The sequence below is a fragment of the Streptomyces sp. NPDC048361 genome (assembly GCF_040651795.1).
Lineage (GTDB): Bacteria > Actinomycetota > Actinomycetes > Streptomycetales > Streptomycetaceae > Streptomyces.
Map to the genome: position 1 here is coordinate 1 of NZ_JBEZKW010000126.1, position 5003 is coordinate 5003.

General features: G+C 67.6%; 4 protein-coding genes and 3 pseudogenes. 5 read left to right on the forward strand and 2 right to left on the reverse strand.

What is annotated here, in order from left to right:
- Nucleotides 1-97 precede the first annotated feature (97 nt).
- The 3 genes and pseudogenes from AB0D31_RS34490 to mctP all read left to right on the forward strand — a co-directional run.
- Nucleotides 98-624: pseudogene (locus AB0D31_RS34490) on the forward strand (transposase); the annotation flags it as partial.
- Nucleotides 625-694: 70 nt separating this feature from the next.
- Nucleotides 695-1036, forward strand: a complete 342-nt coding sequence (locus AB0D31_RS34495; protein WP_362730828.1) for a hypothetical protein — start codon at nt 695-697, stop codon at nt 1034-1036.
- Nucleotides 1037-1125: 89 nt separating this feature from the next.
- A pseudogene (gene mctP / locus AB0D31_RS34500) lies at nt 1126-2753 on the forward strand (monocarboxylate uptake permease MctP).
- A gap of 75 nt (nt 2754-2828) precedes the next feature.
- Here the strand turns inward: mctP and AB0D31_RS34505 are convergent.
- Nucleotides 2829-3434 (reverse strand): TetR/AcrR family transcriptional regulator, encoded by a 606-nt coding sequence (locus AB0D31_RS34505; protein WP_362730830.1) that lies wholly within the window; start codon nt 3432-3434, stop codon nt 2829-2831.
- A gap of 145 nt (nt 3435-3579) precedes the next feature.
- On the opposite strand from AB0D31_RS34505, the gene AB0D31_RS34510 reads away from it, so the two are divergent.
- Nucleotides 3580-3726 (forward strand): hypothetical protein, encoded by a 147-nt coding sequence (locus AB0D31_RS34510; RefSeq protein WP_362730833.1) that lies wholly within the window; start codon nt 3580-3582, stop codon nt 3724-3726.
- Between the two features lie 136 nt (nt 3727-3862).
- Nucleotides 3863-4525, forward strand: a complete 663-nt coding sequence (locus tag AB0D31_RS34515) for a peroxiredoxin-like family protein (protein ID WP_362730836.1) — start codon at nt 3863-3865, stop codon at nt 4523-4525.
- 111 nt (nt 4526-4636) lie between these two features.
- On the opposite strand, the pseudogene AB0D31_RS34520 reads toward AB0D31_RS34515, so the two are convergent.
- Nucleotides 4637-5003, reverse strand: a pseudogene (locus AB0D31_RS34520) (hypothetical protein); the annotation flags it as partial.

Sequence of the window (5003 nt, forward strand, 5' to 3'; positions counted from 1 at the left end):
TCAGCCCGCCCCCTTGCGCATACCTCATGCACTTGGCGTACCGCAGGGATCATGGTCCGTCAGCCCCTACGACACCACGCTTTGAAGGTCAGTAGGAATCCGGGAGGACTTATTCGACTGCCCGACCGCGCGCGGGGACGAATTGTTCGAGCTCGTCGACGCGTTGCTGTGTGCGGACGGTCCGGTGACCTCGCTGGTGGACCTCACACTGGTGGCCGAACACCGGCGTGGACACGGCGCGATGTACGAGGCGTTGAACTGCGGGAGCGTCGATGTGCCCCGGCTGCGACAGGTGCTGGCCGGTCTGCCGACGCCGCGGGCCGCCGACGGGCGCCTGGTCCTAGCGGTCGACGTCAGCAACTGGCTCCGCCCGGACGCGCCGACCAGCGCGGACCGTCTGTTCTGCCATGTCTACGGCCGCAGCAGACGGTCCTCGGACCAGTTCATCCCCGGCTGGCCCTACTCGTTCGTCGCCGCCCTCGAATCGGGCCGGACGTCCTGGTGCCAGCTCTTGGACGCCGTCCGCCTCGGCCCCGAGGACGAGTCGTTGAGGTCACCGCTGCCCAGCTCCGCCGCGTGATCGAGGACCTGATCGAGATGGGCCGCTGGCGCGTCGGCGATCGCGCGCACAGCCCGGCTAGCCCTGGCGGTCCTCGGTCTCGAGGACAACGGCCCGCTAACCCTGGGCATCGTCATGCTGCTGTTTGCCGAAACGGCCGGGGTCATCGCTCTGCTAGGCCCTTACACTGCCGAAATCCTTCCCACCGCGATCCGCGGCACCGCCGGTGGCTGGGTCGCCGCCGTCGGCAAGTCCGGCGGGGCCTTCGGCCCGCCCCTGATCGCGCTCGTCCTCTCCGCCCCTGGAGGCATGCGCACCGCCGCGCTCTTCGTCGCCCTGCCCATGGCCGCCGCCGGCATCGCGGTCCTGGCCCGCGGAAGCAACCCGCACATTGCCCACACCCCGGAGGAAGGATCCGGCCTCGATGCCGAACTCGACGGTTTGCTGCACGACGAGCCCGCGCCTGCCCAGCCATAGCCAATTGCCGCACCGAGCGGCCACCCGCGCCTAGCGATCGGAGCTACCGTGCCCGCAACCGTCCTGCGCCGCAGGGGGAGTGAGGCCCCATGAACAGCGGCGTCAACAGGGTCGCACTGGCCGTGTTCATCGTCTTCTTCCTCGCCGTGACGGTCATGGGCTTTCTCGCCGCGCGCTGGCGCAAACCCAACGACGAGATATCCCTGGATGAATGGGGATTGGGCGGCCGCTCGTTCGGCACTTGGATCACTTGGTTCCTGCTCGGCGGCGACGTCTACACCGCCTACACCTTCGTCGCCGTCCCGGCCGCGATCTACGCCGCCGGCGCGTCAGGCTTCTTCGCGGTGCCCTACACAATCCTCGTGTATCCGCTGATCTTTACGTTCCCGCCCCGGCTGTGGTCTGTCTCGCACCGCCACGGCTACGTCACCACCGCCGACTTCGTGCGCCGCCGCTTCGGCTCCAAAAGCCTCTCACTCGCGGTCGCTTTCACCGGCATTCTCGCCCTGATGCCCTACATCGCTCTGCAGCTCGTCGGCATCCAGGCCGTGCTGGACGTGCTCGGCATCGGGGGCGGGGAGAACACGAACTGGTTCGTCAAGGACCTGCCGCTGCTCATCGCCTTCGCCGTGCTGGCCGCCTATACCTACTCCGCCGGACTGCGCGCGCCCGCCATGATTGCGTTCGTCAAGGACGCGCTGATCTACCTCGTCATCACCGTCGCCGTCATCTACATCCCGATCAAGCTCGGCGGGTTCGATGCCGTCTTCACGGCCGCCGAACACGCCTTCACCCAGACCAACCCGGCCGCCGGCGCCCCCCGCGGCTCACTCATCAGCGAGCCCAAAGCCCAGTGGACCTACGCCACCCTCGCACTTGGTTCCGCGATGGCGATGTTCATGTACCCGCACTCGATCACCGCGACCCTGTCCTCGAAAGGCCGTAACGTGATCCGCCGCAGCACCACCGTCATGCCCCTTTACACCTGATGCTGGGCCTGCTCGCGCTTCTCGGCTTCATGGTGATCGAGGCCGGAGTCAACGTGCAGAACGGCCGGTTGGCGATCCCGCAGCTCTTCGAGGACATGTTCCCCGACTGGTTCGCAGGCGTCGCGTTCGCCGCCATCGGCATCGGCGCACTCGTCCCGGCGGCCATCATGTCGATCGCCGCGGCGAATCTGTTCACGCGCAACATCTACAGAGACCTCATCAGGCGCGACGCGACCCCAGCGCAGGAGACCAAGGTCCCCAAGCTCGTGTCACTGCTGGTGAAGGTCGGCGCCCTGGCCTTCGTCCTCACCATGGACAAGACGGTCGCCATCAACTTCCAGCTGCTCGGCGGCATCTGGATCCTGCAGACCTTCCCCGCCCTGGTCGGCGGCCTGTTCACTCGCTGGTTCCACCGTTGGGCACTGCTCGCCGGCTGGGCCGTCGGCATGATCTACGGGACCGTCGCCGCGTATGACGTCGCCTCCCCGACACAGGCCCACTTCGGCGGCTCCGCAAGAGAGATCCCGGGCATCGGCGCGGTCGGCTACATCGGCATCACGGCGTTCATCATGAATGCGGTTATCACGGTAGTCCTGACGGTCGCCTTGAAGATCGCGAAGGCACCGGAAGGCATCGACGAGACCTCGCCGTCGGACTACACGGCCGACGCCGGCGAGACGGGAGTACAGGTGGAGCGCCCCCAGCCCGTGCCAGGGCCCACGCACTGAGAATGGGGCGCGCACGGACGGGCGGACGAGGACTCCTCGTCCGCTTCACCCGCGCCGCGACGTGCACCCGAGGAGTTAGGTGGCCTCCGGCGCAGGGGCCCCGATCGATGTCAGGGCGGTGGTGACGCTCTGCTTGAGAGCGCGGGCACTCGCCCCGGCACGGGAACGCAGATTCACCCCATAGGCGACCAGCGCCAGCACGTCGGCCGCCGCTGCCGGATCGGCGCTCTGAGCGAGTTGCCCCCGCGCCTGCGCTGTCACCAGCGCGGCGCGCAGTGCCTCCCGCAGCTCTCGGTGGTGCTGGTTCAGGAGCCGAGCCACCCCCTTGTCACCGTTCTCCGCACCGGCGTGCGCGTTGGAGACCATGCAGCCCCAGCGCGCGTACGCACCCGAGCAGCGCGCTGTAATCAGCCCGGCGAAGAACTCCTCGACGGCCGGCAGGCCCCGCTCATCCTTGGCGAGCTTGCTGAACATCGGCTGCGAGCGGTGCTCGAGGTAGCGGTTGAGCGCGGCCAGATACAGCTCCTGCTTGCCACCGAAGGTCGCGTACAGGCTGGAGCGATTGAGGCCGGTCGCGGCCACCACATCCTGGATTCCGGTCGAGGCCACGCCCTGCTGCCAGAACAGCCGCAGCACGATCTCCAGCGCCGCATCCGGGTCGAAGTGCTTGACGTCCGGCATGGCCACCTCCCCAACTTGAAATAGGGGTTCCAAGATAGCTCCGTGCGGCCTGCCGGTACAGCCGGTACAGCCCCGCAAACAGCTGCCCGTCCAGGTTCGTCCAGGATCCGATACACGCAGTCCCCCTGCTCCCGCCCTGGGGCGCATGAACCGGATACCCGCACTGTGGACGGCGGCATACGGCTCGCACAGCTCGCCGGTCCGCCGCTTCCTGGCCCGCCGGGCGGTCAGGGCAGCAGCATTCATCCGCGCCTTGGCACTCGCCGACCACAGCCCGTTCACCACCCTGTAAGTACCAGTACCGCACGACGAGTTGGCAGCAAGCCCCGCCTGCCGTTAACCTGAAACAGTCGTTCCAAGTTACGTGGTTCCGGTCCCGGCCCGAGGTGGTCGGTGCCGCGTTCCCAGCGCCCCGGAAGGTCACGCCAATGTCCCTCAACTCTGAACTACGTGCCTTCTACGAGGCCCGCCAGCAGCAGATCCCCGCTGAGGTACGCAAGATCATGCAGCGGGCCGGTTCCGAGCTCGCCGCCTCGGGCCAGGCCGGCCGCGCCCTCGCCCCCGGCGCCCAGGCGCCCGACTTCACCCTGCCCACCGCCACCGGCACCACTGTCACGCTCAGCGAGCTGCTCACCCGCGGCCCGGTCGTGCTCACCTTCTACCGCGGCGCCTGGTGCCCGTACTGCAACATCACGCTGCGCGCCCTGCAGCAACACCACGACGCCATCACCGACCGCGGCGCCCACCTGGTCGCAGTCTCCCCGCAGATCCCGGACGCGTCACTCTCCCTCACCGAGAAGCACGCGCTCGCCTTCGACGTCCTCAGCGACGTCGGATCCGCCGTCGCCACGTCCTACGGCCTAGCCTTCGACCTGCCCGTCGACCTCGCCGCCGTCTACGACAAGCTCGGCTTCGACCTGCAACACGTCAACGGTGGCCACGCCCGCACCCTGCCACTGCCCGCCACCTACGTCATCGACCCCACCGGCACTATCATCTGGGCATTCGTGAACAGCGACTACACCACCCGCGCCGAACCGACCGACATCCTCGCCGCTCTCCAGCACGCAGCCTCTCCCGCCGCAGGCTGACGTCCCCTGACCGGGCCTGTCTTCTGGGGCCTCTTTCAAAAGCTGGGTTCGTGTGAGCGGTCAGTCCGGCGGTGAGGATGTCGCAAGGCTCACGGGAGCCAGGCACCGCTGTTAGCACGCGCTGCTTGGCGCTCGGTCAAATAGACAGCGAAGATCACTGATCGGCATTGGCCTGGGCGCTCGCATGGGCCACCAGGCGAGTTCGCGCGGCTGCGTCACCTTGCTCTCCGCCGTCAGCGTCTCCACCACGGCCACGGTGTCGTCGTGGAGGTAGAACGCCTCCAGCGGCCACACGATGCGCTGCGCGGTGAACGGGATGATCCCCAAGGGTGAAGCTTCCCCTTGATGGTGGACACCTGGAGACTGGGACCTGAGGTTCCAGGGGAAGTAGCACCAGGTGGGAAACAAGTACACGAAGCGGTACACCGAGGAGTTCAAGCGGGACGCGATCGCGCTCGTCGACTCTTCTGGCAAGACG

Bases quoted from the DNA above. Each gene is read 5' to 3' on its own strand.
- AB0D31_RS34505 (WP_362730830.1), bottom strand. From the start codon at position 3,434: ATGCCGGACGTCAAGCACTTCGACCCGGATGCGGCGCTGGAGATCGTG.
- AB0D31_RS34495 (WP_362730828.1), top strand. From the start codon at position 695: ATGCTGCTGTTTGCCGAAACGGCCGGGGTCATCGCTCTGCTAGGCCCT.
- AB0D31_RS34515 (WP_362730836.1), top strand. From the start codon at position 3,863: ATGTCCCTCAACTCTGAACTACGTGCCTTCTACGAGGCCCGCCAGCAG.
- AB0D31_RS34510 (WP_362730833.1), top strand. From the start codon at position 3,580: ATGAACCGGATACCCGCACTGTGGACGGCGGCATACGGCTCGCACAGC.